Annotated in this window: 3 protein-coding genes; 1 reads left to right on the forward strand and 2 read right to left on the reverse strand. The window is 64.4% G+C overall.

Going from position 1 to position 2,827, the window contains the following annotated elements; genetic code table 11:
- Positions 1 to 200: transporter associated domain-containing protein (locus AC52Q4_RS11220; protein WP_495536882.1), on the forward strand; the 200-nt coding region annotated here is incomplete at its 5' end.
- Between the two features lie 66 nt (positions 201 to 266).
- Here AC52Q4_RS11220 and cysS read toward each other — a convergent pair.
- Positions 267 to 1,676 carry a cysteine--tRNA ligase gene (gene cysS, locus AC52Q4_RS11225; RefSeq protein ID WP_495536883.1) on the reverse strand — a complete coding sequence of 470 codons (1,410 nt, stop codon included), beginning with the start codon at positions 1,674 to 1,676 and terminating at the stop codon, positions 267 to 269.
- A 16-nt stretch (positions 1,677 to 1,692) separates the two neighbouring features.
- Positions 1,693 to 2,827 (reverse strand): glutamate--tRNA ligase (locus AC52Q4_RS11230; RefSeq protein WP_495536884.1); only part of this gene is annotated, 1,135 nt, incomplete at its 5' end.

Raw genomic sequence — 2,827 nt, forward strand, 5'->3', positions numbered from 1 at the left:
TGAAATGGAACATGCCCGCGAGCGGGCCCAAGACGCTCAATGGGCTCATACTCGAGCAACTGGAGTCCATCCCGGAACCGGGCACCAGTCTGCTACTCGATGATTATCCGGTCACCATCATTCAAACTCAGCGCCACAAAGTGAAGATGGCACGGATCCAGCCCCGCCGGCACCGGCGCAAGACACGCCCGGTCGAATGACCGCCTCGCCGGCCGTGATTACCCGCCGGGCGCCTGCGCCCGAGCGGCATCTCGAAGCCGCAACGATCACTTCCCGGGGCGCAAGCGTCGCCAGACCGTACCCTGCGGCGTGTCCTCAAGGGCTATGCCTTCGCCTTGGAGCTCATCGCGAATGCGATCTGCCATGGCGAAGTCACGGTTTTTTCGCGCCAGGGCGCGTTCGGCGAGCAGCGCTTCCACCCGTTCACTGGCAATTCCGGTAGCGGCCTGCGCCCGGTCACCGCCCTTGAAAAATACGTTCGGCTCCGTTTGCGCCAGCCCGAGCACAGCGCCGAGCTCGCGCAGTGTGGCCGCAAGCGCCGCCGCCTCGGACTCGGCGTGCTCCCGACGCCGATTGATCTCGCGGGCAAGATCGAAGAGCACAGACAACGCCAAAGGCGTATTGAAGTCATCATCCATGGCTTTTCGAAAGGCCTCGCGATACGGCTCGGCCAGCGCCGGCAAGGCCTCGGCCGGGGCCAGATCACGCAACGCCAGGTAAAGACGCTCGACCGCCGCGCGGGCGTTGTCCAAATCGCTTGCCGAATAGTTGAGCGGACTGCGGTAATGGCTCGAGAGCAGAAAGTAGCGTATCTCCTCGGCGCGATAGGCCTGCATCACCTCGCGTACCGTGAAGAAATTGCCGAGCGACTTGGACATCTTCTCGTCGTCGACGCGGATATGCCCGTTGTGCATCCAGTAATTGACATAGCGCCCGCCCCAGGCCGCCTCGGACTGCGCAATCTCGTTCTCGTGGTGGGGAAACTTGAGATCGAGGCCGCCGCCGTGGATATCGAAGTGCCGCCCGAGACAGGCGCCGGCCATGGCCGAGCATTCGATGTGCCAACCGGGGCGCCCTTCGCCCCAGGGTGCCGGCCAGCAGGGTTCCCCGCGCTTGGCCGCCTTCCACAGAACGAAATCGGCCGCGTCGCGCTTGCCCGTCTCTGGCTCGACTCGAGCCCCAAGGCGAAGCTCCTCCGAGCGTTCACCGGAGAGCTTTCCATAATCCGCGAAGCGCTCCACGGCGTAGTAAATGCTGCCCTCCTCGACCTGATAGGCGTAGCCGCGATCGAGTAGTTGCTGGATCAGCACAATGATTGCGTCCATGTAAGCGGTCGCCCGGGGCTCGGCATCGGGCAAGAGGCAACCCAAGGCCTGCATGTCTTCATGCATCGCCGCGATGAAACGCTCTGTCAGAGCACTCACGGGTTCGTTGAGCTCGGCGGCGCGGCGGATGATTTTGTCATCCACGTCGGTGATGTTGCGCACATAGTCCACATGGAAACCCGCGGAGCGCAGATAACGAACCACGGTGTCGAAGACCACCATCGCCCGGGCATGGCCGAGATGGCAGTAATCGTAGACCGTCATGCCACAGACATAAATGCGTACGCGGCCGGGCTCGATGGGCCGAAACGCTTCTTTGCAGTTGGTCAGGCTGTTGTAAATGTAAAGCATCGTTTTCCGGGTGCTTTCAACGGCGTCGGGCCAGCTCACCGGCCCGGCGCAATCGCTCCGCTACGCTTTGTGTGCTCATCAGGCTCAGGATTTCCGTCAGCTCCGGGCCATGAGGCTCTCCGGTGAGCGCAAGGCGCAGAGGCAAAAACAGGGAGCGCCCGCGCAGACCGGTGGTCTCGCGCAGCCGCCGCAACGATAACGTACCGTCCTCTTCAAGCATACGCGCCGCCGTCTCGAAGAATTCCGGCCCTGCCGCCATCACCACCTCACGCGACGGCTCATCGGGAGAGTCCGGCTCACCGTAGATCCGTTCCGCCCAGGCGCGAAGCTCGTCAGGAAAACGCACGTTGCCGCGCAGCACTTCCACAAAGCGCCGGCGCGATGCCGCAGGCATCTCTACCGCGTCAAGCCACGCCTCGAGCGCCGAGACCGGTGCGCAAGCCACCGCCTGCTGTTGCCAGTAGTCGAGCTGCTGCAAGTCGAACCGGGCCGGCGCCCGTCCGATACGCGAGACGTCGAAGGCATCGGCAAGCCCCGAGAGCTCCTGCAACGCCATATCGCCAAAGGCATGGCCCAGCCGCGCGAGGTAGTTCAGCAGCGCCAGGGGCAGATAGCCCGCGGCACGCAGCGCCGCCACGGACCGCGCACCGTGGCGTTTGGCGAGCGGGGCGCCGTCCGGCCCGACAATCATGGGCAAGTGACCGTACCGGGGCGCGGCCAGGCCGAGCGCTTCCAATAGCAGCAACTGCCGCGGTGTATTGGCCACGTGGTCCTCGGCACGCAGCTCGTGCGTAATACCCCTGAGCGCATCATCCACGGCGTTGGAGAATAGAAAAGAGGCCGAGCCGTCGGCCCGACGTATGATGAAATCTCCAAGCGCATCCGTCGAGACCCGCTGAGCGCCACGCACGATATCCGTGTACACGATCTCGCTTGCCTCGGGAACGCGAACGCGCAGCGTCGGCCGCTCGCCTCGACCGATACGCCCCCGGATCTCCTCTGCGGTCAGGCAACGGCAGGTTCCCGGATACCGCGGCGGCTGCCGGGCAGCGCGCTGGGCCTCGCGCTGGCGCTGCAGCTCCTGGTCGCTGCAGAAACACGGGTATACCCGCCCGCTTTGCTCGAGGCGCGGATAGAGCTCGGCGTAGATC

This window comes from Nitrococcus sp., from assembly GCF_059432795.1.